This is a genomic window from Roseicyclus amphidinii, assembly GCF_030163755.1.
Classification (GTDB): domain Bacteria; phylum Pseudomonadota; class Alphaproteobacteria; order Rhodobacterales; family Rhodobacteraceae; genus Roseicyclus; species Roseicyclus amphidinii.
This window is the reverse complement of sequence record NZ_JASJOE010000002.1, coordinates 51,611-75,411: the sequence shown is the minus strand read 5'-3', so window position 1 is coordinate 75,411 and position 23,801 is coordinate 51,611. Positions and strand designations below refer to the sequence as shown.

Here is a 23,801-nt window from a genome sequence, read left to right as displayed (position 1 = left end):
ATCCTATCGATTGCATTGGTTGTCTTTGGCTATAATCTGTGCAACCTTCGATTGCATGACGCGCGATTGCATCACCCCGCCCACGCCCATGGCGTTGCGGGGGGTGCGGCCCGCCGGGCGGACCGTTCGGAGGGGGCCGTGCCCCCCTGCGCGCAAGGCCGGAGCCGACCCCACGCCGGTCGCCTCAGATCGCCGAGGAATGCCCTTCGGCGCGCATCTCGTATTCGTCGAAGGCCCGCGCGATCATCCGGGCCAGCGGCCGCCCCTCGGGCAGGATGTCGAAGCCCTCGGGCGTGATCCGAACCATGCCGGGGAACTGGTCGGCGGCGGCGGTGAACAGCTGCGACAGCCGCGTCGGCGGCAGGCGGAATTCCTGTGCGATCTGCCCGGCGTCGATGCGGAACTCGCACATCAGCATCTCGATCATGCGCGAGCGCAGCCGGTCCTCGCCCTTGAAGGCATGGCCGCGCCCGGTGGCCACCTCGCCCGCGCGGACGGCCTTTTGATAGGCGGCGGTGGAACTGGCGTTCTGCGCGTAACCTTGCGGGAACCGCGAGATGGCCGAGGCTCCGAGGCCGATCAGCACGTCGCAGGTGTCATCGGTGTAGCCCTGGAAGTTGCGCCGCAGGTGCCCCGAGCGCGCGGCCACAGCCATGCTGTCCTCGGGCTTGGCGAAATGGTCGATGCCGATCTCCTGGTAACTGTCCCACAGGAACAGGCGGCGCGCGGTCTCGAACAGCGTGAGGCGTTCCTCGGGCGTGGGCAGCGCGTCGGTCGGGATCATCGCCTGGCGCTTGGCCATCCAGGGGACATGCGCGTAGCCGTAGAGCGCGACCCGGTCGGGCGAGAGCGACAGAAGCATCTGCACCGACTCGGAAATCCGCTGCTGGCTCTGGTGCGGCAGGCCGAAGAGGATGTCGGCGTTCAGCGAGTGGATGCCGGCCTTGCGCAGCGCCTCGACCGCGGTGCGGGTGACCTCGTAGCCCTGGATGCGGCCGATGATCTTCTGGATGTCGGGATCGAAATCCTGCACCCCGATGGAGGCGCGGTTCATCCCCGCCGCCGCCAGCGCGGCGATGCGCGCCTCGTCGATCTCGTTCGGGTCGATCTCGACCGAGAACTCGGCATCGGGGGCCATGTCGAAGGACGCCCGGATCGTGTCGGCAAGCGCCGTCATCATCTCGGGCGACAGAAGCGTCGGCGTGCCGCCGCCCCAGTGCAGGCGGGCGACCGTCACCCCTTCGGGCAGGCGCGCGCCCATGGCGCGGATTTCCTGCATCAAGGTCTCGACATAGGCGCGGACGGGCTCGTCCGAGCGCACGCCCTGCGTGCGGCAGGCGCAGAACCAGCACAACCTGCGGCAGAAGGGCACATGCAGGTAGAGCGAGACCCCCGCACCCGGCCGGATCGCATCGATCCAGTCAAGCAGGACAGGGCCGGACACGTCGTTCGAGAACTTCGTGGCGGGCGGGTAGCTGGTGTAGCGCGGGACCTTCGCGTCGAAGAGACCCATGCGGCGAAGTTGATTGACGTGTTCCATTGCCTTACGCTTAACCCCGAAACGCGCAGCTTGACCTTGACCCAGATCAAGCACAGCCCGACAGCCGAGAGGCGGAAGGGATAAGGACCATGCCCCAGAGACAACTCGCCTTTCCGCAAGTGGACTGTGCCGATTGCCCGATCCGGCACCGCGCCGTGTGCGCCCGCTGCGAGAGCGACGAACTCGAGCATCTCGAGGCGATCAAGTATTACCGCAACTACGAGGCCGGGCAGACCATCGTCTGGGCGGGCGACAAGATGGATTTCGTGGCCTCCGTGGTGCATGGCGTCGCGGCCCTGTCGCAGACCATGGAGGATGGCCGCCGCCAGATGGTCGGCCTTCTGCTGCCGTCGGATTTTCTCGGCCGTCCGAACCGCGAGCGCGCGACCTATGACGTGACCGCCACGACCGACCTGCAGCTGTGCTGTTTCCGCCGTGTGCCTTTTCACGACATGCTGTCGACCAACGCCCATGTCAGCCAGCGCCTGCTCGAGATGACGCTGGACGAACTGGACGCGGCGCGGGAATGGATGCTGCTTCTGGGGCGCAAGACCGCGCGCGAGAAGATCGCAAGCTTCCTGTCGATCATCGCGCGGCGCGATGCGACCATCAACCAGAACGCGAAAAGCGGCGAGGTCGCCTTCGACCTGCCACTGACGCGCGAAGCGATGGCCGATTACCTGGGGCTGACGCTCGAGACGGTGAGCCGCCAGATGTCGGGCCTGAAGCGTGACGGGGTGATCCGGCTGGAGGGCAAGCGCCACATCGTGATCCCGGATTTCGACGTGCTGATGGATGAAACCGGCGACGACGCGGACGGCGGCGTGTTCTGAGGCGACGTCAGCCGCGCGACAGCGCGACCACGGGCGGGGCACCCCAGACGGTGCTCCCATCGGCCAGAACCCAGTTCGGGCGCGACGGCACCGGCAGCCGGATCTCCATCCCGTTCCAGCGGTAGACATGGTCGCGGCCATGGGCGAGCGCCACGCGCCACCCCGGCACCGGGTTCAGGGCGGCGTGAACGTCGCTGCGCCCCGCTTTCTTGAAATGCGCGATGTCCCAGTCGTCGACCCTGTCGCCCAGCCGGGTGCGCACCCAGCAATGCATCCCGGCAGCGATGCCGTCGGGATTGTCGTCGAAGAAATAGCAGGTGAGATAGGCCGCCTCGTACCCGGCAACGCGCAGGGCGGCCATCAGGTAGGTGTTGATGTCGATGCAATTGCCCACGGCGCAGGCGACGGCCGGAATGGCGTCATGGCCGGTATACCAGCGCTCTGCCCCCTCGACCGCGCCATAGGTGAAGCGTTGCGCGGTATCGAGGACGATGGCCTCGACCCCCGGCAGACCGCCGCCGGCTGCGTCCGCGAGGGCCTGGGCGTCTCGGGCGAGGTCCTCGGCAGCGGCGCGGTGAGGGCCGGGTTCCGGCACCCATGCCGTGGGGTCGAGTGTTGCGGGCCGATCCGACACGACGTGGCGCAGGCGCGCAACCGCGTCGGGGTGCGGTGGGGTCAGGAAGGCGGCGGTCTGCGCGGTCCGCTCTTCGCGCAGAAGGCTGGCGGCCCAGCCGTCGGGCAGGTCCAGCCCTTCGACCCGCTGGAACTCGGTGTCGATGCCAAGCGGAACCAGAAGGCCGATGGCGTCGTAATGCCGCGCGGTGTCCGTCATCTCGACCGTGACGATGGTGCTGGCCATGGCTGTTTGTCCCGATGTCGTTGACCTTGCCGCCGCACTAAAGAACCGACGTGACGATCAGGTGTCATCGGGCGACGAAAAACGACCCGCCGACAGCGGGGCGTTCCTCGGTCCGGGCAGTCGGTGTCAATGCGCCATGAACACGGGCACCCTGGCGTGTTCCAGCATGTTGCGCGTCGCCCCGCCCAGGATCGCCTCGCGGAAGCGGGAGTGACCGTAGGCCCCCATCACCAGCAGGTCGGCGTCGAGGTCGGCGACATGGCGCGCGATCACCTCGGAGACGCGCGGCAGGGTCTGGGCGAGGATCGCCACCTCGACGCTGACGCCGTGGCGACTGAGCATCCGGCTCAGTTCCGCGCCGGGGTCTGACGACTCCGTGCTGTGGCGCTCGGGGGCCACGATGCAGATGCTCACCTCCTCGGCGGCCTGCAGCAGCGGCAGCGCGCGGCGGATCGAGGCCATCGCCTCGGCCGACTCGTTCCAGGCCACGACCACGCGCCGTGGCTTGACCGGCACCGGCTTGCCCTCGGCCAGCACGACCACCGGGGCATTGCCCTGGAACATGGCCGCTTCGACCATGACGGGCGCGTCGGCATATTGCCCTTCGCCATAGGGCTTGGGCAGGATCACGAGATCGGCGAAGCGCGCGCGGCGGGCGACCAGCCCCGAGACCGAGGCCGATTGCGCCACCATCGCATCAATCCCCCACGAGATATCGCTGCGCTCGAGGATGCGGCGGGCCGCGGCCTCGATCTCGGTCGCCTCGGCCTGGGCCTGGGCGATGGTCTCGTCATGCATCAGCGCAGTCGCACCGGCAAAGTAATACCCCGTCTGGGTGCGGTCGACGCCAAGGCAGAGCACGTCGAGATGCGCCCCGGAGGCGCTGGCGAAAGCGGCGGCGGCATCGAGCACCGCGTCGGCGTCCTTGGCGTCGGCAAGAACGGTCAGGATGGATCTGTAGGCCATGGATTCCTCCCTCGGATGGGCTCTGACCCAGCCTAGGCCCGAGGCAGGTCGCCGCACCTTGACCTGCATCAACCGGGCAAAGCGTTGCGTTTGACATGGATCAAGGCTCCGTCCGGGCCCTTCCGCGATGTGAGGGGCAGATGGAACAGCCCCGGACGGCTTTCGAGTCGGAACCGGGGCATCACGAAGGGACGATCAATGCTTGATTATGTGAAGCTCCTGATCCTCGGCCTTGTCGCGGTCTGTGCCGCGATCGCGGCCAACTACGCACGGGACGTGGCCTACCTGGTCCACGCCCTGCTGATCATGGGCGCCGCGGCCATCACGTTCGTGGTGGTGCTGCGCCGGACGGGCGAGGCCAAACTGCCCGCGCCCGCCAACGAATACATGGACGGACCTGTCAAGGCCGCGGCGATCGCCACGGCCTTCTGGGGGGTCGTGGGCTTCCTCGCCGGTGTCTACATCGCGTTTCAGCTGGCCTTTCCGGTGCTGAATTTCGATTGGGCGCAGGGCTATCTCAACTTCGGGCGGCTGCGCCCGCTGCACACCTCGGCGGTGATCTTCGCCTTCGGCGGCAACGCGCTTCTGGCCGCGAGCTTCTACATCGTGCAGCGGACATCGGCCGCACGGCTGTGGGGCGGCAACCTCGCGTGGTTCGTGTTCTGGGGCTACCAGCTCTTCATCGCCATGGCCGCGACCGGCTACCTGCTGGGCTCGACCCAGGGCCAGGAATACGCCGAGCCCGAATGGCTCACCGACCTGTGGCTGACGATCGTCTGGGTCGCCTTCCTGCTGCTCTACGTCGGCACGCTACTGAAGCGGAAAGAACCGCATATCTACGTCGCCAACTGGTTCCTGCTGTCCTTCATCGTCACCGTGGCGATGCTGCATGTGGTCAACAACCTGCAGATCCCGGTGTCGCTCTTCGGCTCGGCCTCGGTCACCGTGATGTCGGGCGTGCAGAACGCGATGACGCAATGGTGGTATGGCCACAACGCCGTGGGCTTCTTCCTGACCGCGGGCTTCCTGGGGATGATGTATTACTTCATCCCGAAGCAGGCCGAGCGCCCGGTCTACTCCTACAAGCTGTCGATCATCCACTTCTGGGCGCTGATCTTCCTCTATATCTGGGCGGGTCCGCACCACCTGCACTACACCGCGCTGCCCGACTGGGCCTCGACGCTGGGGATGGTGTTCTCGATCGTGCTGTGGATGCCCAGCTGGGGCGGCATGATCAACGGCCTGATGACGCTGTCGGGGGCGTGGGACAAGCTGCGCACGGACCCCGTGCTGCGGATGATGGTCACCTCGGTCGCCTTCTACGGCATGTCGACCTTCGAAGGGCCGATGATGTCGATCCGCGCGGTCAACAGCCTGTCGCACTACACCGACTGGACCATCGGCCACGTGCATTCCGGTGCGCTGGGATGGAACGGCATGATCACCTTCGGGATGCTCTACTACCTGTTCCCGAAGCTCTGGGGCCGTGCCTCGCTCTACAGCGTGCGGGCGGTCAGCTGGCACTACTGGTTGGCCACCATCGGCATCGTGCTCTACGCGGCCTCGATGTGGGTGACCGGCATCATGGAAGGCCTGATGTGGCGTGAAGTCGATGCGCAAGGGTTCCTCGTGAACTCCTTCGCAGACACCGTCGCCGCGAAATTCCCGATGTACGTGGTGCGGGGTCTCGGCGGGGTGATGTTCCTCGGCGGTGCGCTGATCATGTGCTGGAACCTCTGGATGACCGTGACGAAGGGTGCCGTCCGCAAGGACGCCCCCATCGCGGCACCGGCAGAATAAGGAGGGCCTGACAGATGGCACTTGAAGGTCACAAGAAGATCGAAACCAACGCGACCCTCCTTCTGACGCTCAGTTTCCTGGTCGTCACCATCGGGGGCATCGTGGAAATCGCGCCGCTCTTCTACCTCGAGAACACGATCGAGGACGTGGAAGGCATGCGCCCCTACTCGCCGCTGGAGCTTGCGGGCCGGGAGATCTACGTGCGGGAGGGTTGCTACGTCTGCCACAGCCAGATGATCCGCCCGATGCGCGACGAGGTGGAACGCTACGGCCACTACAGCCTTGCTGCCGAAAGCCAGTATGACCACCCGTTCCAGTGGGGCTCGAAGCGGACGGGGCCCGACCTCGCCCGCGTCGGCGGGCGCTACTCGGACGAATGGCACGTCGACCACTTCACCAGCCCGCAATCGGTGGTGCCGGAGTCTGTGATGCCGGCCTATGCCTATCTCGCCGACACCGTGCTGCGGCCCACCTACATCGCCGATCTGATGGAGACGCACCGGATGGTGGGTGTCCCCTACACCGACGAGATGATCGCCGAGGCGCAGGTGGATTTCATCCAGCAGGCCACCGATTTCGGCGATCCGGGCGTGGTGGAACGCTATCCCGGCGCGCAGCAGCGCGACTTCGACGGGCAGCCGGAAGTCACCGAGATGGATGCGCTCATCGCCTACATGCAGATGCTCGGGACGCTGGTCGATTTCTCGACCTTCGCCCCCGAGGAAGCCCTGGCAAGCCGGTAAGGGAGGGTCCGACAGATGGAAGACACCTATACCGTCCTGCAGGTGATCGCCCGGAGCTGGGGGGCCATGTTCATGCTTCTCGTGTTCCTCGGCGTGATCCTCTTCACGTTGCGACCGGGTAGCCGGAAGGTCCACCGCGACACCGCGAATATCCCGTTCCGTTACGATGACCGCCCGATGAGCGACGATGACGCCCCGGCGCAGTCCCGCCAGTTCAAGGAGGCGCGGCAATGACCGACACCAAGACCCCCCATGCCGAAGAGCAGAAGCTGCTTGCCGGCGACCCCGAGACGACCGGCCATTCCTGGGACGGCATCAAGGAGTTCAACAACCCGCTGCCGCGCTGGTGGCTCTGGACCTTTTACGCCACGATCGTCTGGGCGCTGATCTACACGGTGCTCTACCCGGCATGGCCCATGGTCAACGGGGCGACGCCCGGCATCCTGGGCTTCTCGACGCGGGCCAACGTGGCCGAGGACATCCAGCGCTTCGACGACATGAACGCCGACGTTCGCGCGCGCATCACCGAGGTCGAACTGGCCGCCATCACCCCCGACGAGAACCCGGATCTCTACAATTACGCGATCCAGGGCGGGGCGGCGACCTTCGCCACCTGGTGCTCGCAGTGCCACGGATCGGGGGCTGCCGGCGTGCAGGCCTCGGGCTACCCGAACCTGCTCGATGACGACTGGCTCTGGGGCGGCACGATCGACGACATCCACTACACGATCAGCCACGGCATCCGGAACGAGGACGATCTCGACGCCCGCTATTCCGAGATGACCGCCTTCGAGGGCATCCTCTCGGACGAGGAGATCGCCCAGGTCGTGCAATATGTCCGCAACATCTCGGGGCAGGAGGCGGATGCCACCCTCGCCTCGGCGGGCGAGAGCGTCTTTCTCGACAATTGCGCGGCCTGTCACATGGATGACGGCACCGGCGACCGGTTCCTTGGCGCGCCGAACCTGACGGATGCGATCTGGCTTTACGGCGGCTCGGAAGCGGCCATCGAAGAGACCGTCCGGCATTCCCGCTTCGGCGTGATGCCGCCCTGGTCGGCGGATGCCTCGCCCGCGGGGCGCCTCTCCGAGGCCGAGGTCCGCTCCGTCTCGGTTTATGTCCATTCCCTCGGCGGCGGCGAATAAGCCGCCGAGGCACGGTTTCCGCTGACCCCTCCCGGTTGGCGGAACGGCACCGGTCCCGGTCCTGTTCGCGCGTTTCCTACGGGACCGGTGCCACCAATTAGCCCGTCCCGCCGCCCCGAAAAGGGCGCGCGGGGCGCGGTTCTTTCGGGCCCCGCCCGCCCCCGCCATGCGACATCATGTGACGCGGTCAATCTCGTGCACCGCGAAGCGTTTGATCCACGTCAAGGAGGAGGCGCGCAGCCTCCCATAGACAGAGCCTGCGCAGGACCACCCAGATTCCAGGAGTCACATCGTCATGAGTGCCACCGAAGAGCCGCAAAAGCTCTACGCCGCCCGTGAGCCCGTCTTTCCCAAGCGTGTCTCGGGGACGTTCCGCAATCTGAAGTGGATCATCCTTCTGGTGACGCTGGGCATCTATTACATCACCCCCTGGATCCGCTGGGACCGCGGCCCGGAACTGCCCGACCAGGCGGTTCTGCTGGACCTTGCGAACCGGCGGTTCTTCTTCTTCTGGATCGAGATCTGGCCGCACGAATTCTACTTCGTCGCGGGGCTGCTGATCATGGCGGGGCTCGGCCTGTTCCTGTTCACCTCGGCGCTGGGCCGGGTCTGGTGCGGCTATTCCTGCCCGCAGACGGTGTGGACCGACCTGTTCTTCACTGTCGAACGCTGGATCGAGGGCGACCGCAACGCCCGCCTGCGGCTGTGGAACGCCAAGTGGGATATCCGCAAGTGGCGGCTTCGCCTGACCAAATGGGCGGTCTGGCTGGTGATCTCGGTGGCGACCGGCGGGGCCTGGGTGTTCTATTTCGCCGATGCGCCGACATTGCTGGTCGACCTGGTCACCGGGCAGGCGGCGATGGTCGCCTATGCGACGGTCGGCATCCTGACGGCCACGACCTTTGTCTTCGGCGGGTTCATGCGCGAGCAGGTCTGCATCTACATGTGCCCCTGGCCGCGCATCCAGGCCGCGATGATGGACGAGGACACGATCACGGTCGCCTACCGCGACTGGCGGGGCGAGCCGCGCGGCAAGGGCAAGACGCGCGAGACCCTCGGCGACTGCATCGACTGCAACGCCTGCGTCAACGTCTGCCCGGTGGGGATCGACATCCGCGACGGCCAGCAGCTCGAGTGCATCACCTGCGCACTCTGCATCGACGCCTGCGACGACATCATGGCCAAGGTCGGCAAGCCGCGCGGGCTGATCGACTACATGGCCCTGACCGACGAGGCGAACGAGCGTGCGGGCAACCCCAGGAAATCCGTGTGGAAGCACATCTTCCGCCTGCGCACGATCATCTACACCGTGCTGTGGTCGGCCATCGGCGTCGGCCTGACGGTGATGCTCTTCATCCGGTCGGACATCGACATGACGGTCGCGCCCGTGCGCAACCCGCAATTCGTCGTGTTGTCGGACGGGTCGATCCGCAACACCTATGACGTGCGGATCCGCAACATGACCCATGACGAAAGCCTCTTCCAGGTCACGGTCGTGTCGGACGCGTCGCTGCAGGTCGAGCTGGAGGGGCAGGAGGGCAACACCGTGCCCGTCCCGCTCGACACGACCTACCTGCAGCGCGTCTATGTCACCGCGCCCGCCGGCAGCCCCGCGGCCGAGGCCGAGCGGACCGATTTCCGCTTCTGGGTCGAGGACCTGGGCACCAACACGCGAACCCATACGGACACCACGTTCTTCGGGAGGGACACGGAATGAGTGCGGATGCGACCATGCGCGAGACTGACAGGGCCGGGGGCCGCAAGCTGACCGGCTGGCATGTGCTGGCGATCTTCGTCGGCGGGTTCGGCCTGATCATCGGGGTCAACCTGTTCATGGCCTTCAGCGCCGTCTCGACCTTCCCCGGAATGGAGGTCTCCTCGAGCTACGCCGACAGCCAGACCTTCGACGAACGCCGCGACGCGCAGGAGGCGCTGGGATGGCACGCGAGCATCGAGATCCCCGGCGACGGCACGCTGGTCCTGAACCTGGTGGATGACGCGGGCGCGCCCGTCGCCCCCGCCGAACTGACCGCTCTGCTGACCCGGCCCACGAACCAGACCGACGACCAGCTGCTCGTGCTCGAGCGCGTCAACGGCGCCTTCGTTGCGCCCGTCACGCTGGGCGACGGGATGTGGCGTCTGCGCCTGACCGGCACGGCGCGGGACGGCACCGATTACCGGCACAACATCACCTTCCGCCATTTCGATTGAGGGGGCCGCGGTGACCGCCACCTTCGAGCATTCCCGACCGTCGGCCTGCCCGGCCTGTTCCGCCGCCCCCGCCGCCGAGGAACTGGCGGGCAAGCCCGTGGACGCGACGCTGATGCTGTCGCTGCCGGGCATCCATTGCGCGGGCTGCATCTCGGGGGTGGAACGCGCGCTGACCGCCTTGCCGGGGGTGCGGGACGCGCGGGTGAACCTGACGCTGCGCCGCGCCGCCGTGGAGGCGGGACCGGAGGTGACGGCCGAGGCGCTCTGCGAGGTGCTGGAGCGCGCGGGCTACGAGGCGCATGAGCTCGACCCCGGCGTGCTGGCCACCACCGCCGCCGACCGGCAGGGCCGCGACCTGCTGATGCGGCTGGCCGTGGCCTTCTTCGCCATGATGAACGTCATGCTGCTGTCGGTCGCCGTCTGGTCGGGGGCCGAGGGCGTGACCCGCGACATGATGCACTGGATCAGCGCGCTGATCGCCATTCCCGCCGTCGTCTTCGCCGGGCGGCCCTTCTACGTTTCGGCCTGGAGCGCGCTGAGGGCGCGGCGGCTGAACATGGACGTGCCGATCACGCTGGCCATCGCGCTGGCGATGGGCACCTCGCTTTACGAGACGATCCTCTCGGGGCACCACGCCTATTTCGACGCGGCGGTGATGCTGTGCTTCTTCCTGCTGGGTGGCCGTTACCTCGACCACCGCACCCGCGCCTCGGCGCGCTCGGCAGCGCAGGAACTGGCCGCGCTGGAAGTGCCGCGCGCCTTGCGCGTGAGTGCCGCGGGGGAAGAGACCGTTTCGGTCGCCGAGCTGCGCGCGGGCGATATCGTCCGGGTGAAACCCGGCGGGCGCATCCCCGTCGACGGCCGCGTGATCGCGGGCCAGTCCGAGATCGACCGCAGCCTGATGACCGGCGAGAGCCTGCCCGCCTTCGCGGGCGAGAACAGCATGGTCAGCGCGGGCGAGGTGAACCTGACCGGCCCGCTGACCGTCGAGGTGATGGCCGCAGGGCAGGACACGGCGCTGCACCGCATCGCCGATCTCGTCGCCGTGGCCGAGGCCGGGCGCAACAATTACACCTCGCTCGCCGACCAGGCGGCGAAGCTCTATGCGCCGGGGGTGCATATCCTGTCCTTCGTCTCGGCGGTGGGGTGGTATCTCTACACGCAGGACCTGCGCGTGGCGCTGAACATCGCGGCCGCGGTTCTCATCATCACCTGCCCCTGCGCGCTGGGGCTGGCCGTGCCCGCCGTGACCACCGCCGCCTCGGGGCGGCTGTTCCGCAAGGGCCTCCTGATCAAGGACGGCACGGCGCTGGAGCGGCTGGCCGAGGCCGATACGGTCGTCTTCGACAAGACCGGCACGCTGACCAACGGCGCGCCCACGCCGCGGGAGCTTGACCGCCTGCCGGAGGAGGCCGCGCGCGTCGCACTGGCGCTGGCGCGGGGCTCGTCGCATCCGCTGGCCGAAAGCCTCGCCCGCGGGCTGGCCGCGCGCGGGCTGCGCCCGGCCCATGTCGAGGGGCTGCGCGAGGTGCCGGGCTTCGGCGTGGAAGGCACCTGGCGCGGGGCGCGCGTGCAGCTTGGCCGCGCCGCATGGGTCGGGGCCGAGGCCCCCGCCGAGACCGCGACCTTCCTCAGGATCGGCGACGGCGCGCCGCGGGCCATCGCCTTCTCCGATACGCTTCGCGAGGGCGCGGAGGACGTGGTGCAGGCGCTGAAGGCCCAGGGCAAGCGCGTGATCCTGCTGTCGGGCGACACGCAGGCCGCCGTCACTCGCTTCGCCGCACGCATCGGCATCGACGAGGTCATCGCCGAGGCGCTGCCGCAGGAAAAGGCCGCGCTGGTGGCAGACCTGTCGGCGGAGGGGGCCAGGGTGCTGATGGTGGGCGACGGGCTGAACGACACAGCGGCGCTGGCCGCGGCGCATGTGTCGATCTCGCCCGCCTCGGCGCTGGATGCGGCGCGCACGGCGTCCGACATGGTGCTGACGGGCCGCAGCCTTGCGCCCATCGCGGATGCGATGCGCACCTCGGTCTCGGCGCGGGCGCGGATCCGCGAGAACTTCACCATCGCCACGGTCTACAACGTGCTGGCGGTGCCGCTGGCGGTGGCGGGGCTCTGCTCGCCGCTGATCGCGGCCTTGGCGATGTCGATGTCGTCGATTACGGTGTCCTTGAACGCCCTGCGGTTGAAGTGAGCGCCTGATGGATATCCTCGGCCTGTTGATCCCGGTCAGCCTGTTTCTCGGGCTTGTCGGGCTCGTGGCCTTCTGGTGGATGCTGCGCAAGGGGCAGTTCGACGACCCCGACGGCGACGCCCATCGCATCCTGCGCGACGATTACGACGACAAGCCCAAGGGTTGAACCGGGCGCCATGCAGCGTCTTGCAAGACGCTGAACCAGAGCCTTGCAAGGCTCTGGCCAGCCTTTTGCAAAAGGCTGGAAAGGGTCTTGCAAGACCCTTGGCGCCTAGCCCGACGCCTTTTCCTTCGCGCGAGCGCGCAGGAGGGTGAAGACCCCCGCCGCCACCACCAGCCCCGCGCCGAGCGCCACGTTCCGTTCCAGCGTTTCGCCTAAGACGGTGATCCCCAGCGTCGTGGCAAAGACCAGCTGCAGGTAGGCGAAGGGCTGCACGGCGCTCGCCTCGGCGACCTCGTAGGCCTTGATCAACAGCCAGTGCCCCCCGGCCCCGGTCAGGCAGAGGATCGACATCCAGACCCAGTCGCCCGCGCTCATCGGTTCCCAGAACCAGATGCCGACCGCGGTCATGACGACCGCGCCCACGGTGCCGGTGTAGAAGAAGCTGACCGTCGTGGAATCCTTGCGCGACGCGTAACGCGTCAGCAAGCCGTAGAGCGCGAACATCAGCGCCGCAAGAAGCGCCACCAGCGCCTCGACCTGGAAGACGCGGAAGCCCGGTTGCAGGATGATAAGCACGCCGATGAAGCCCACGCCGATCGCCGTCCAGCGCCGCCAGCCGACCTGTTCACCCAGCACCGGCCCCGAGAGGGCCGCGACCAGAAGCGGGTAGCAGGTGAAGACCGCGTGGCTTTCGACGAGGCCGAGCAGGACGAAGGCCAGCACCATCACGCAGATCTCGATGGCCAGCAGCGCGCCGCGCGCAAGCTGCACCAGCGGCTGTTTCGTCGCCGCCGCGGCGCGCAGCCCGCCCGAGTGCCGGGCCGCGATGGCGATGACGAAGGCCGCGAAGAACCAGTAGCGGATCATCACAACCATCAGCACGTTGTATTCGCCGGCAAGGTGGCGGCTGATCCCGTCCTGCATGGCGAAGACGAAGGTCGTCGCCACCATCAGCCAGATCCCCAGCCGCGTGTTCTGCGCGCTCATGCCAGCCGCCCCCGGACCATGTGCCGTTTGCGCCCGTAGCCGGGGACGCGCGTGACTTCGAAACCTGCCTCTGTCAGCGCCGCGCGCACTGCGCCCGCCGCCGAATAGGTCGCGCAGGTGCCGCCCTGCACGGTGTGGCGCGCGACTGCCTGCAACAGCGAAGGCTCCCACAGCTCGGGGTTGCGCGCAGGCGCGAACCCGTCGAGGAACCAGGCGTCCGCCATGCCCTCCCACGCCGGCAGGGTGTCGCGCGCGTCACCGAAGACGATCCGCGCCGACAGGCTCGGCGTCTCGATCAGCCCGTCACCGTCCAGCGCCGCCGCGATGGCCGCGGCCAAGGGGGCGGCTTCGGGGAAGGCGGCAAGCGCGGCGCGTGCATCGCCGCCCGACAGGGGGAAGGCCTCGAAACTGGTGAAGCGCAGGGCACCGTCGAGGCCGGTGGCCTCCCACGCCAAGGCGGCGGCCACCAGGTTCAGCCCGGTGCCGAAGCCCAGTTCGGCGATGTGGAACCCCGGCCTGAGGCGCGCAGGCAGGTCGTTGCCTGCAAGGAAGACATGCCGCGTCTCGGCCAGCCCGTTCTCGAGCGAGAAGAACGGATCGTCGAAGCGACGTGAGACCGGCACGCCGCCTGCGCGCCAGTCGATCTCGTGTGTCGGGTGGTCCATGCCGCGCGGCTCGTCTAATCCTGCCCCGGAATCGGGCGGACACTGGTCCAGCTACGGGGGATTGGCAATGGCCGACATCAGGGTCTTCGGCGCGGGCATCTTCGGCCTTGCAATCGCCTGGGCCTGCGCCCGCCGCGGGGCCGCGGTCGAAGTGGTGGACCCGCATGGCATCGGCGCGGGTTCCTCCGGCGGGCTGGTGGGGGCACTCGCCCCGCATGTGCCGGAAAACTGGAACACCAAGAAACAGGTGCAGTTCGAGAGCCTCGATGCGGCCGAGGCCTTCTGGGCCGAGGTGGCCCGGACGGGCGGCGAAGACCCCGGCTATGCGCGCGGCGGGCGCTTGCAGCCCGTGACCGACGCGGCGGCGCTGGCGCTCGCCCGCGCACGCGAGGGGGGCGCGGCCGACCTCTGGCAAGGGAAGTATAGCTGGAGGGTCGTGCCCGAGGACGACTTCCCCGGCCTTCTCTCCAGCCCCACGGGTTGGGTGATCCACGACACGCTCAGCGCCCGGATGCACCCGCGCCGCGCCTGTGCGGCGCTGGCCGCGGCGATCTGGGCCAGGGGCGGACGGATCGTGCCCGTGCCGTCGCACGGCCCGGCGGTCGAGGTCTGGGCGACCGGGGCCGCCGGGCTGGCCGAGTTGACGCAGGCCCGCGGGCGGCTGGTCGGGCAAGGGATCAAGGGGCAGGCCGCGCTTCTGCGCGCCGATCTGCGCGACGCGCCGCAGCTTTTCGCCGAGGCGCTGCACATCGTGCCCCACGCGGACGGGACCACGGCCATTGGCTCCACCACCGAGCGCGATTACGACGACCCCACCGCCACCGATGCCCAGCTCGACGCGCTGGTCGAGACCGCCCGCCGCCTCTGCCCGGCCCTGCGCGCGGCACCCGTGATCGAGCGGTGGGCGGGCCTGCGCCCGCGCAGCCGCTCCCGCGCGCCGATGCTGGGGGCGCACCCGCTGCGCCCTGGCGCCTATATCGCCAATGGCGGCTTCAAGATCGGCTTCGGCATGGCCCCCGGCATCGCCGGGATGATGGCCGACCTCGTCCTCGACAGCACCGACCGCATCCCCGAGGCCTTCCGCCCCGAGGCGAGCCTTTAGGAGGCCGCCCGGCGCAGCCCCTCCATCAACTCGGTCAGAAGCTTCACCGGAATCTCGTTCACCAGCCGCCCCTCGGCGTCGAATTCCCGATCCGGGGCCGCGATCATCACCTCCGGCCCCGGCAGAACATGGGCGCGGAACGGGTTCATCGCGTGGCGCAGCGTCATCTGCGTGCGCTCACCGCCCGCGCGACCCGCCGCCGCCGAGAGGATCGCCACCGGCTTGTCGCGCCAGACCCCGCCCGGCACCCGGCTGACCCAGTCGAGCGCGTTCTTCAGAACACCCGACAGCGCCTTGTTGTATTCCGGGCCCGCGATCACCACCGCGTCGGCGGCCTTGATCTGGTCGGCAAGGCGCTGCACCTCGGGCGGGATGCCATGGGCCTCCTCGAGGTCGCCGTCATAGAGCGGCAGGCGCAGGTCGGCGTCGAGGAACTCGGCCGGATCGTACATCCGCGCAGCCTCGAGCATCAGCTTGCGGTTCCATGATGCCGCCCGCAGCGATCCGCAGATCCCCAGAAGTGTGCCGCTGGACATTCCCTGTCCCCTCCGTTCAAAACCGTTGCGCGGCATCTAGAACGGGAGGAGGCCATGTCCAAGCGCCACGGGGGAAAGATCCTGGCCGACCAGCTGGCGATCAACGGGGTGGCCCGCGTCTTCTCGGTGCCGGGCGAAAGCTTTCTCGCCGCGCTCGACGGGCTTTATGATCACGACATCCAGAATGTCGTCTGCAGGCAGGAGGGCGGCGCGGCCATGATGGCCGAAGCGCATGGAAAGCTGACCGGCACACCCGGCGTGCTGTTCGTGACCCGCGGCCCGGGGGCGACCAATGCCGCCTCGGGGCTGCATGTGGCGATGCAGGACAGCACGCCGATGGTGGTCTTCGTCGGACAGGTGGCGCTGCGCGACCGCGACCGCGGCGCCTTCCAGGAGGTGGATTACCGCCGCTTCTTCTCGCCGCTGGTGAAATGGGTAGCCGAGGTGGAAACCACCGCGCGCCTGCCCGAATACATCGCCCGCGCCTTCCATGTCGCGCAGTCGGGCCGCCCCGGCCCCGTGGTGCTGGCACTGCCCGAGGATGTGCTGTCGGCCGAGGCCGATGTCCCCGACCTCGGGCCGGCGACCCTGCCGCAACAGCCGGTCGACCCGGCCACGGCCCATGCGCTGCTCGACCGGCTGCTCGCCCATGATCGCCCGATGATCGTCGCAGGCGGGCCGGGCTGGTCGGCGCAGGCGCAGGCGGACCTGCAGGCGCTGGCCGAGGCCACCGGCCTGCCCGTGGCCGTCACCTTCCGGCGGCAGGATCATGTCGACAACGGCCACCCGAACTACATCGGCGATCTCGGCGTCGGTATGAACCCGAAGCTGGGCCAGCGCCTGCGCGCGGCCGACGCGCTATTGATCCTCGGCGCCAGGATGGGCGAGACGGCGACGAACGGCTACACGCTCATCGACCCTGCCGATCCGGGCAAGACGATCCTGCACGTCCACCCCGACCCCGACGAGATCGGCACGGTCTACCAGCCCAGCGCCAGCCTCGCCGCGCCCGCCCCCGCGGTTCTCGCCGCCCTGCGCGGAGCCAATGGCCGGATCAAGGACCCCGCCTGGACGGAACGCGCGCGCGCGGACTACGAAGCCTGGCAGGTGCCGCAGGAAACCCCCGGCGCGGTGAAGATGGAACAGGTCGTGCGCGCCGTCTCCGATCGCTACGAAGGCCGCGCGCTCTACACCAACGGGGCGGGCAATTACGCGGCGTTCCTGCACCGCTACGCCCGCTACCGCGGCTACAGGACGCAAGTGGCCCCCACCTCGGGCTCGATGGGCTACGGTCTGCCCGCCGCCATCGCGGCGAAACTGCAGCACCCCGACCGCCCGGTGATCTGCTTCGCCGGCGACGGCTGCCTGCAGATGACCCTGCAGGAGCTGTCGACCGCGCGCCAATACGGTGCCGACATCACCGTGATCATCGCCAACAACGGCCGCTACGGCACGATCCGGATGCACCAGGAAAACCACTACCCCGGCCGCGTCTCGGGAACCGAGCTGTTCAACCCCGATTACGTGCAGCTCGCGGCCAGCTACGGCGGCACCGGCCACCGGATCACCGCGATGGACGATCTCGCCCCGGCCCTCGACGCCGCCGACACGGGCGGCCTTCACCTCATCGAACTGGTCCTCGACCCGACGATGCTGAGCACCACGAAATCCCTCTGACCGCATCTTCATCCTTCAAATATGGCGGGGGGAATCCCGAAGGGATGGGGGGCGGAGCCCCCCGCGCGCGCAGCGCGCAAACCGGAGCGAAGCGACCAAAAAACAACGCGGCGCAGCCGCTCCTTTGGATCAGTCCAACGGCGTGGTGCGCAGCGTCGATCCCTCCAGCACCCGCAGCGCGCGCCGCGCGACAGCGACCGTGATGCCCGCTCGGGGTCTCCGGCACCATCTCGGACCCGTCCCCGCAGGCAGGAGATGCCCGGACGATCTGCATCGCATCACAAGCGCGAGGCTTGGAATCCGCCTCGACCCGATGTATCCCGCGCGGTGACATGACCGGGATATTCGACATCGGGGATCGGGAGCGCCTGCCGTGGCGATTCCATGGCGCGCGCCGGTCTCGGCTCGGCGGCCTTTGAGGCCCCTCTCGTCACGCATTCCCCGACATATCCGACATCAAGGACCCTGAGACGATGACCGGCAAGACACTCTACGACAAGATCTGGGACGCCCACCTCGTGCATGAGGCCGAGGACGGCACGAGCCTTCTCTACATCGACCGCCACCTCGTGCATGAGGTCACCAGCCCGCAGGCCTTCGAAGGGCTGCGCATGACGAGCCGCACCGTCCGCGCGCCGGAAAAGACCATCGCGGTGCCCGACCACAACGTGCCCACCACCGCGGGCCGCGAGAACCCCGACCAGATGCCCGAGGAAAGCCGCATCCAGGTGGCCGCCCTCGACCAGAACGCCAAGGATTTCGGCATCCATTACTACCCCGTCACCGACGTGCGGCAGGGGATCGTGCATATCGTCGGCCCCGAGCAGGGCTGGACGCTGCCGGGCATGACGGTGGTTTGCGGTGACAGCCACACGGCGACGCATGGCGCCTTCGGTGCCTTGGCGCACGGGATCGGCACGTCGGAGGTGGAGCATGTGCTGGCCACCCAGACGCTGATCCAGAAGAAATCGAAGAACATGAAGGTCGAGATCACCGGCAAGCTCGCGCCGGGCGTCACGGCCAAGGACATCACCCTGTCGGTGATCGGCGTGACCGGCACCGCGGGCGGCACCGGCTACGTGATCGAGTATTGCGGCGAGGCGATCCGCGACCTCTCGATGGAAGGCCGGATGACCGTCTGCAACATGGCGATCGAGGGCGGCGCGCGCGCGGGCCTGATCGCGCCCGATGAAAAGACCTTCGCCTATGTGCAGGGCCGCCCCCATGCGCCGAAGGGTGCGCAGTGGGAGGCCGCGCTTGCCTGGTGGAAGACGCTCTTCTCCGACGATGACGCGCATTGGGACAAGGTCGTCACCATCCGCGGCGAGGACATCGCGCCGGTCGTGACCTGGGGCACTTCGCCCGAAGATGTTCTGCCGATCACCGCCGCGGTTCCCGCGGCCGAGGACTTCACCGGTGGCAAGGTGGGTGCCGCGCAGCGGTCGCTCGACTACATGGGCCTCAAGCCCGGCACGCCGCTCAAGGACATCGAGATCGACACGGTCTTCATCGGCTCCTGCACCAATGGCCGGATCGAAGATCTGCGCGCCGCCGCCGAGATCCTGAAGGGCAAGAAGATCGCCGTGAAGCGCGCGATGGTCGTGCCCGGCTCGGGCCTTGTCCGCGCGCAGGCCGAGGAAGAGGGGCTGGCCGACATCTTCAAGGAAGCCGGTTTCGAATGGCGGCTTGCGGGCTGTTCCATGTGCCTTGCGATGAACCCCGACCAGCTGCAGCCGGGCGAACGCTGCGCCGCCACCTCGAACCGCAATTTCGAGGGCCGCCAGGGTCGCGGCGGTCGCACGCACCTGATGTCGCCCGCGATGGCCGCAGCCGCCGCGGTCACCGGCCGCCTGACGGATGTGCGCGACCTTATGTGAAGATCGGGCGCGGGGGCCTGTGTGCCCCCGCCTCCTTGCCCTGCCTGGGCGAAGGTGTCAGTGCGGGCCCGATTGAAAGGGCACGGCATTGATGGCGGGCTCCAGCGGGGCACCCGTTTCCACATGGCCCGATCCCGTCGCCTCCACGGGGGGCGATACCCGGCCCGACACCACGGTTGCGGTTGCGATGGCCAGCCCGACAAGGGCCGCCACCAGCACGATCCAATCCAGCGAGACCGCGCCGTTCTCGTTCTCAAGAAACTGCACAATAGACACTCCGCATGTCCGCCGTTCCCGGTCGGGCCTAGCGGTCCAAGGCGGCGTGGACGTGGCGCATTCGCGTCAAATCTTCGGTAGTCTCGGGGCGCGGCGCGGTCTGCGGCCCGCTCAGGTCTCGCGGGCCAGCCTGCGCAGGACCGGCACCATGGTAAGGCTGAGGGCCGCGCACCAGAGCGCCATGGCGCTCCCCTGTTCGGGAAAACTCACACCCCGGTCGATCAGAACCCCGGTGATGCCCGGCCCGATGGCCGTGGACAGCACCATCAGCGCGGTCGCCATGGCCCGCACGGAGCCGAGGTGGTTGGTGCCGTATAGGGACGGCAGAAGCGTGCCCCATGTCGTGCCCGACATGCCCTGCGTCACCCCGATGATGCCGAGCGCCACGATCCAGCCCAAGGGCGTCTCCGCCGGGCCGATCAGCCAGATGCCCAGCGCCATGGGCAGCACCATCACCGGCAACAGGCGCTGCGGCCCGAAGCGGTCGCAGGCCCATCCGGCGGCAAAGGCCGTGCTGACGGTGGCGGTCGCATAGGCGAGGTAGCCGGGCGCCATGGCAGTCAGCGTCCAGCCCTTCACCTCGGAGACATGGACCTGGTGAAAGAAGATCACCGTCCCGATGAAGCCCGGCGTCAGCAGAAGCGGCACCAGCGCCCAGAACAGCCAGTGGCGCAGCACCTCGGGCCGGGTCCAGTGCCGCCCGCCAAGGCCGGGCGCGCCCGTTGCTTCTACGCTGCCTTGCGGCGCGCGGTCCTGCGCCAGGAGCCAAACGAGCAGCGGCAGGACGACCAGCAGCAGGACCGCGGCCACCACGCCCCATGACGCGCGCCAGCCCAAGGCGGCCAGCAAGAGCACCGCGGGCAGCGGCAAGAGCACCTCGCCCAGCGGGTAGCCGAGGTTGGTCAGCGCCATGGCGCGGCCCCGTGTGGCCACGAACCAGCGCGCCATGGCGGTCATCTTGATGTGGCTGAACATCCCCTGCCCGCAGAAGCGGAGCAGGAAGACCGCGATGCCGAGCGTCCAGAGCGACTGGCCCAGCGCCATCAGCAGCGCTGCCCCCGCGAAGGCCCCCGCGATCATCGGCGCGAGCCGCGACAGGGGCACGGTGTCGGCCCAGCCCCCGCGCCCCAGCAGGAGTGCCGCGGAGGAGAGCGTCGCAACCGTGTAGATCAGGCCCCAGTCGCCGTCCGACAGGCCGTACTCCGCCCGGATCTCGCCCGCGAAGAGCGAGATGAACCAGGTCTGTCCGAAGGACGAGCCGAAGGCGAGCAGCAGGCCCGTGGCGAGCCAGCGCCGGTTCTCGGCCAGGAAACGAAGCATCGGGGACCGTCAGAGAAGGGTGCGTTCCACCACCCAGTATGCCCCGACCGCCGAAATGGCCAGAGAGGCCGGGATGGCGATGGCTTTGCGATACCAGCTGCGATGCAGGAACCAGCCCGTCAGCGCAAAGGCCATGGCGATGACCGCCAGCTGTCCGAACTCCACCCCGATGTTGAAGCCCACCAGCGCCACGGCGAAACGCTCGGACGCGATGCCGTAGTCGCCCAGCACGCTGGCGAAGCCCAGCCCGTGCAGCAGGCCGAAGGCGAAGACCAGCGCGGTGCGTCCGCGGGTGGTGCCCCGGCCGATGGTGTTCTCGATGCCCACGTAGACGATGGAGGCCGCGATCAGCGGCTCGACCACCGCCGCGGGGACGGTGACGATGTTCGTGGCGGCCAGCGCCAGCGTGATCGTGTGGGCAACCGTGAAGGCCGAGACCTGCCACAGGAGCGGGCCGAGCTGCGTGGCGAAGAAGAAGAGCCCCAGCACGAAGAGAATATGGTCGAGGCCAAGCGGCACGATATGCTCGAACCCCGCCCCGATGTAGCGCAGGAAGACGGCACCGGCGCCCTCGGTCAGCACCTCGGCGCGGGGCAGCTCGGGGGTCAGCTCGCCGCCCGACAAGAACCCCTCGTAGGCGTCTTCGCCGCCGCCCACCTGCCGCGGCACGAAGGTGCCGTAGCCGGGCGCAAGGCCGAGGCGCACCCCCGCCTGTCCCTCGGGCAGGGCGGCGGCGATGGTCAGGATGCTGTCGCGCGGCAACTCGAGGTCGCCCGCCGCCGGGATGGCGACCTCGACGATCTCGGGCGTCAGGCGCTGCCCCTCCACCTCGATCAGGAAACCGCGCGCGATGCGGGGCCAGTCGGCGCGCAGCGCGGCCTCGAGCGTATCGGGCTCCATCGCGCGGAAGCGGTCATAGAGGAACGCCTCGGGCGCATCGTTGGTGTCTTCGACGGTGGCAAGGTCGATCCCCGCAAGGATCGTTTCCAACGTGATCCGCAGCGTCAGGGTGACCTCATCGGCCCCCACCTCGACATCCGCGATGGTCGGCCGGATCTCGTGCGCGCGCGCACCTGCCGAGATCGTGAGCAGAAGCGCCATTGACAGCGCGAGCGCGCGGGACAGGATCATGGGAAACATGGAAGAGGGCCGATCGATGAAAGTTTTGCACGTTGCGTTGACAGTTGCGGCGATTGCCGCCGGGGGCAAGGGTCTGGCGCACGAGTTCTGGATCGACCCCGCCGCCTTCCGGCTTGCGCCGGGCGAGGTGCTGGCCGCCGACCTGCGCGTGGGCGAAGAATTGCGCGGCAGCAGCCAGCCCTACCTCACCCGCAATTTCACCCGCTTCGAGGTGGTCACGCCCGAGGGCACGCGGGCCGTCGAGGGGCGTTTGGGCGACATCCCCGCGCTGGAGATGGCGGACCTGCCCGAGGGGCTGGCCGTGGTGGTCCACGAGACGACCGGGCGCGACCTGACCTGGTCGGAGTGGGAGCGGTTCACCGGCTTCGCCGAACACAAGGACCTGGGCGACGTGGCCGCGATGCAGGCCGCCCGCGGCCTCGATCAGGAGGGCGTGCGCGAGGAGTATTTCCGCTACGCCAAGGCGCTGGTCGCCGTAGGCGCTGGCGCGGGCGCGGATGCGCGCGCGGGGATGCCGACCGAGTTCGTGGCGCTGGCCAATCCCTACACCGACGATCTGTCGGGCGGCTTCCCCGTGCAGCTCTGGCTGGGCGACGCACTGCGCGCCGACGAGCAGGTCGAGATGTTCGCCGAGGCCCCCGACGGCACGGTCACCGTCACGCTGCACCGCACCGATGCCGAGGGCATCGCGCGGCTGCCCGTGACGCCGGGGCATCGCTACATGATCGACGCCGTCACGCTGGAAGCGGTCGAGCCCGTGGCCGAGACGGACCCCGAGTGGCGCACGCTCTGGGCCAACATGACCTTCGCGGTGCCCGAGTAGCCTTTCGCCACCTTGCCGGGGCCGGGCGGGAGCGTTAAAGCACCCTCGTTCGACCGAGGAGATGACCCATGGACAAGTTCACCACCCTGACCGGGATCGCGGCGCCCATGCCGCTGGTCAACATCGACACCGACATGATCATCCCCAAGCAGTTCCTGAAGACGATCCAGCGCTCGGGTCTTGGCAAGAACCTGTTCGACGAGATGCGCTACGACACCGACGGCAACGAGATCCCCGATTTCGTGCTGAACCAGCCGGCCTATCGCAACGCGCAGATCCTTGTTGCGGGCGACAACTTCGGCTGCGGCTCGAGCCGCGAGCATGCGCCCTGGGCGCTGCTGGATTTCGGCATTCGCTGCGTGATCTCGACCAGCTTCGCGGACATCTTCTTCAACAACTGCTTCAAGAACGGCATTCTGCCCATCGTTCTGCCGCAGGAAGACGTCGACAAGCTGATGGATGACGCCAGCCGCGGCGCGAATGCGACCGTGACGGTCGACCTGGAAAACCAGACCATCACCGGGCCGGATGGCGGCGAGATCCGCTTCGAGGTCGACGGCTTCCGCAAGCATTGCCTGCTGAACGGGCTCGACGACATCGGCCTGACGCTCGAGAAAGCGGCGGCCATAGACAGTTTCGAGGCGCAGGCCTCGCAGGCACGTCCCTGGGTCTGATAGACTGACCTGAGCCGCCATCGCCGCTGCCCTTGCGCGCCCGCCCGGTGCCGCGGGTGTGATGCAAAGCGGCGACACCCCGTGCAGGAATGGGGCGGAATTATGGCAAAACCGCGTCGCAATTCTTGCGTCGCGGCACAGCATTGGGCAACCTCTCGACAAAACAAGGCCTTGGCTGTCGGCTTTCGGCAGATCGGGTAATAAGTGCCGGGGCATCGCGCCCCAGCTGTGACGAGGTAGAGGCAGTGCTTTCAAGGCTCCTTGGCGCTT

At 68.3% G+C, this 23,801-nt stretch carries 23 protein-coding genes; 14 read left to right on the top strand and 9 right to left on the bottom strand.

Annotated elements, in window-relative coordinates:
• Positions 1-184: 184 nt before the first annotated feature.
• Positions 185-1,540, bottom strand: a complete 1,356-nt coding sequence (gene hemN / locus QQK83_RS01330; protein WP_284260899.1) for an oxygen-independent coproporphyrinogen III oxidase — start codon at positions 1,538-1,540, stop codon at positions 185-187.
• An 89-nt stretch (positions 1,541-1,629) separates the two neighbouring features.
• Here hemN and fnrL point away from each other — a divergent pair, with 89 nt between their 5' ends.
• Positions 1,630-2,373 (top strand): transcriptional regulator FnrL, encoded by a 744-nt coding sequence (gene fnrL / locus QQK83_RS01325; protein ID WP_284260897.1) that lies wholly within the window; start codon positions 1,630-1,632, stop codon positions 2,371-2,373.
• Positions 2,374-2,380: 7 nt separating this feature from the next.
• On the opposite strand, the gene QQK83_RS01320 is transcribed toward fnrL, so the two are convergent.
• Positions 2,381-3,232, bottom strand: a complete 852-nt coding sequence (locus tag QQK83_RS01320; RefSeq protein ID WP_284260895.1) for a transglutaminase domain-containing protein — start codon at positions 3,230-3,232, stop codon at positions 2,381-2,383.
• Positions 3,233-3,358: 126 nt separating this feature from the next.
• Entirely contained in the window at positions 3,359-4,198 is an 840-nt protein-coding gene (locus tag QQK83_RS01315; RefSeq protein ID WP_284260893.1) for a universal stress protein, read from the bottom strand.
• 198 nt (positions 4,199-4,396) lie between these two features.
• Between QQK83_RS01315 and ccoN the strand changes: the two genes are divergently transcribed.
• The 8 genes from ccoN (at position 4,397) to ccoS (ending at position 12,457) form a co-directional block, all read left to right on the top strand.
• Positions 4,397-5,998, top strand: coding sequence for a cytochrome-c oxidase, cbb3-type subunit I (gene ccoN / locus QQK83_RS01310; RefSeq protein WP_284260891.1), 1,602 nt, complete (start codon positions 4,397-4,399; stop codon positions 5,996-5,998).
• Positions 5,999-6,012: 14 nt separating this feature from the next.
• Positions 6,013-6,741: a cytochrome-c oxidase, cbb3-type subunit II gene (gene ccoO, locus QQK83_RS01305; protein WP_284260889.1), complete on the top strand. Its 729-nt coding sequence runs from the start codon at positions 6,013-6,015 to the stop codon at positions 6,739-6,741.
• 15 nt (positions 6,742-6,756) lie between these two features.
• A complete protein-coding gene (locus QQK83_RS01300; protein WP_284260888.1) occupies positions 6,757-6,975 on the top strand; it encodes a cbb3-type cytochrome c oxidase subunit 3 in 219 nt (72 codons plus the stop codon).
• On the top strand, positions 6,972-7,886 hold the full coding sequence (ccoP, locus tag QQK83_RS01295) for a cytochrome-c oxidase, cbb3-type subunit III (protein ID WP_284260886.1): 915 nt from the start codon (positions 6,972-6,974) through the stop codon (positions 7,884-7,886). Before QQK83_RS01300 ends, ccoP begins: the two co-directional genes overlap by 4 nt.
• A 295-nt stretch (positions 7,887-8,181) precedes the next feature.
• Positions 8,182-9,603, top strand: a complete 1,422-nt coding sequence (gene ccoG, locus QQK83_RS01290) for a cytochrome c oxidase accessory protein CcoG (protein WP_284260884.1) — start codon at positions 8,182-8,184, stop codon at positions 9,601-9,603.
• Positions 9,600-10,097 carry a FixH family protein gene (locus tag QQK83_RS01285; RefSeq protein WP_284260882.1) on the top strand — a complete coding sequence of 166 codons (498 nt, stop codon included), beginning with the start codon at positions 9,600-9,602 and terminating at the stop codon, positions 10,095-10,097. The genes ccoG and QQK83_RS01285 overlap by 4 nt, the downstream gene beginning before the upstream one ends.
• 10 nt (positions 10,098-10,107) lie before the next feature.
• Complete coding sequence (locus tag QQK83_RS01280) at positions 10,108-12,291, top strand: heavy metal translocating P-type ATPase (RefSeq protein WP_284260880.1); 2,184 nt, start codon at positions 10,108-10,110, stop codon at positions 12,289-12,291.
• A gap of 7 nt (positions 12,292-12,298) precedes the next feature.
• Complete coding sequence (ccoS, locus tag QQK83_RS01275; RefSeq protein ID WP_284260878.1) at positions 12,299-12,457, top strand: cbb3-type cytochrome oxidase assembly protein CcoS; 159 nt, start codon at positions 12,299-12,301, stop codon at positions 12,455-12,457.
• Positions 12,458-12,562: 105 nt separating this feature from the next.
• On the opposite strand, the gene QQK83_RS01270 is transcribed toward ccoS, so the two are convergent.
• A complete protein-coding gene (locus QQK83_RS01270; protein WP_284260875.1) occupies positions 12,563-13,441 on the bottom strand; it encodes a DMT family transporter in 879 nt (292 codons plus the stop codon).
• Entirely contained in the window at positions 13,438-14,106 is a 669-nt protein-coding gene (mnmC2, locus tag QQK83_RS01265) for a tRNA (5-methylaminomethyl-2-thiouridine)(34)-methyltransferase MnmC2 (RefSeq protein ID WP_284260872.1), read from the bottom strand. The genes QQK83_RS01270 and mnmC2 overlap by 4 nt, the downstream gene beginning before the upstream one ends.
• 67 nt (positions 14,107-14,173) lie before the next feature.
• On the opposite strand from mnmC2, the gene QQK83_RS01260 reads away from it, so the two are divergent.
• Positions 14,174-15,208, top strand: a complete 1,035-nt coding sequence (locus QQK83_RS01260) for an NAD(P)/FAD-dependent oxidoreductase (RefSeq protein WP_284260871.1) — start codon at positions 14,174-14,176, stop codon at positions 15,206-15,208.
• Here QQK83_RS01260 and QQK83_RS01255 read toward each other — a convergent pair.
• Complete coding sequence (locus tag QQK83_RS01255) at positions 15,205-15,744, bottom strand: NADPH-dependent FMN reductase (RefSeq protein ID WP_284260869.1); 540 nt, start codon at positions 15,742-15,744, stop codon at positions 15,205-15,207. The two genes, QQK83_RS01260 and QQK83_RS01255, sit on opposite strands and share 4 nt — an antisense overlap.
• Positions 15,745-15,798: 54 nt before the next feature.
• Between QQK83_RS01255 and QQK83_RS01250 the strand changes: the two genes are divergently transcribed.
• Together QQK83_RS01250 and leuC are read left to right on the top strand one after the other, a co-directional pair.
• The gene (locus tag QQK83_RS01250) at positions 15,799-17,421 is read left to right on the top strand and encodes a thiamine pyrophosphate-binding protein (protein ID WP_284260868.1); all 1,623 of its coding nucleotides are present in this window, start codon (positions 15,799-15,801) and stop codon (positions 17,419-17,421) included.
• 473 nt (positions 17,422-17,894) lie between these two features.
• Positions 17,895-19,298, top strand: a complete 1,404-nt coding sequence (gene leuC / locus QQK83_RS01245; RefSeq protein ID WP_284260866.1) for a 3-isopropylmalate dehydratase large subunit — start codon at positions 17,895-17,897, stop codon at positions 19,296-19,298.
• Between the two features lie 57 nt (positions 19,299-19,355).
• On the opposite strand, the gene QQK83_RS01240 is transcribed toward leuC, so the two are convergent.
• From QQK83_RS01240 to QQK83_RS01230, 3 genes are all read right to left on the bottom strand, one after another.
• A complete protein-coding gene (locus QQK83_RS01240) occupies positions 19,356-19,565 on the bottom strand; it encodes a hypothetical protein (RefSeq protein ID WP_284260864.1) in 210 nt (69 codons plus the stop codon).
• 120 nt (positions 19,566-19,685) lie between these two features.
• A complete protein-coding gene (locus QQK83_RS01235) occupies positions 19,686-20,894 on the bottom strand; it encodes an MFS transporter (RefSeq protein WP_284260862.1) in 1,209 nt (402 codons plus the stop codon).
• A 9-nt stretch (positions 20,895-20,903) separates the two neighbouring features.
• Positions 20,904-21,995, bottom strand: coding sequence for a HupE/UreJ family protein (locus tag QQK83_RS01230; protein WP_284260861.1), 1,092 nt, complete (start codon positions 21,993-21,995; stop codon positions 20,904-20,906).
• Between the two features lie 55 nt (positions 21,996-22,050).
• Here QQK83_RS01230 and QQK83_RS01225 point away from each other — a divergent pair, with 55 nt between their 5' ends.
• Positions 22,051-22,857 carry a DUF4198 domain-containing protein gene (locus QQK83_RS01225; protein WP_284260860.1) on the top strand — a complete coding sequence of 269 codons (807 nt, stop codon included), beginning with the start codon at positions 22,051-22,053 and terminating at the stop codon, positions 22,855-22,857.
• 68 nt (positions 22,858-22,925) lie between these two features.
• Complete coding sequence (gene leuD, locus QQK83_RS01220) at positions 22,926-23,531, top strand: 3-isopropylmalate dehydratase small subunit (protein WP_284260859.1); 606 nt, start codon at positions 22,926-22,928, stop codon at positions 23,529-23,531.
• Positions 23,532-23,801 lie beyond the last annotated feature (270 nt).